This window comes from Falsiroseomonas oryziterrae (genome assembly GCF_021864505.1).
Taxonomy (GTDB): domain Bacteria; phylum Pseudomonadota; class Alphaproteobacteria; order Acetobacterales; family Acetobacteraceae; genus Falsiroseomonas; species Falsiroseomonas oryziterrae.
Genome location: NZ_JAKJIB010000633.1, coordinates 1 through 945, shown reverse-complemented (window position 1 = coordinate 945; position 945 = coordinate 1). Strand labels below are relative to the sequence as shown.

The 945-nt window shown below is 75.7% G+C and carries 2 protein-coding genes; one reads left to right on the top strand and one right to left on the bottom strand.

Features of this window, described 5'->3' with window-relative positions; translation table 11 throughout:
• Positions 1–13: 13 nt before the first annotated feature.
• Complete coding sequence (locus L2I40_RS23760; RefSeq protein WP_237217812.1) at positions 14–448, bottom strand: Rrf2 family transcriptional regulator; 435 nt, start codon at positions 446–448, stop codon at positions 14–16.
• A 91-nt stretch (positions 449–539) separates the two neighbouring features.
• Between L2I40_RS23760 and L2I40_RS23755 the strand changes: the two genes are divergently transcribed.
• Positions 540–945, top strand: a 406-nt coding sequence (locus L2I40_RS23755; RefSeq protein WP_237217811.1) for an MmcB family DNA repair protein, incomplete at its 3' end; no start/stop codon positions are given.

Sequence of the window (945 nt, the reverse complement as noted above, 5' to 3'; positions counted from 1 at the left end):
CCGGGCGGGCGCGTCAGCCCGGCGCGGCCGGCATGCGCGGCAGCCGGGCGACCAGCGATTCGAGCGTGACCTGCGCCAGGCGCTGCTCCATCGCCGCCTCCGCCTCGTCCAGCACGCCGCGCAGCATGCCCGGCACGATCGGGCCCAGCCGGTCGCCATTGTCGCGTGCGCCGCGATGCGTCGGCAGCAGCGGCAGGCCGGGACGGCGCATCGCGGCCCAGACATCGGCCAGCGTGATGGCGCTGGCGGGACGCGCCAACTCGGCGCCGCCGGGGCCGCGCCGGATGCGGACAAGCCCGGCCCGCGCGAGCTGCCCGGCCAGCCGCCGGATCACCACGGGATTGGTCCCGACGCTTTCGGCGATGCGGCCGCTGGTGGCCTGGCCGCCCGGTTCCGTGGCCAGCAGGATGAGGATGTGAAGCGCGACGGCGAAGCGGGTTGCGACCATGATCGCCTCTTCACGCCCCGGCGAGGACGCGGTTCCGGCCGGCCGCCGGCGCCCCTTGACGGGACCGTGAACAGAGCGCGAACCTGACCCGATGGACACCATCCCGCCCGCGCTGCGCACCCTGTCCGTCTGCCGCGCCGCGGCAAGGTTCTGCGGCCGGCGCGGCTGGGCGCCCGTGACGGAGATGCCGCTGCCCAACGGCCGCCGCGCCGACATCCTGGCGCTGCTGCCCGATGGCGGCTTCGCCATCATCGAGGTGAAGTCCTGCGCGCGCGACTTCCTCTCCGACGGCAAATGGCCGGACTACGGCGACTTCTGCGATCGGCTCTACTTCGCGGTCGACCTCGACTTCCCGCAGGAGCTGATCCCCGGCGAGGTGGGCCTGATCGTGGCCGACGGCCCGGACGCCGCGCTGCTCCGCGACGCGCCGGCCCGGACGCTCGCCCCGGCGCGACGCCGGGCGCTGCTGCACCGCTACGCGGTGACCGCCGCCGGCC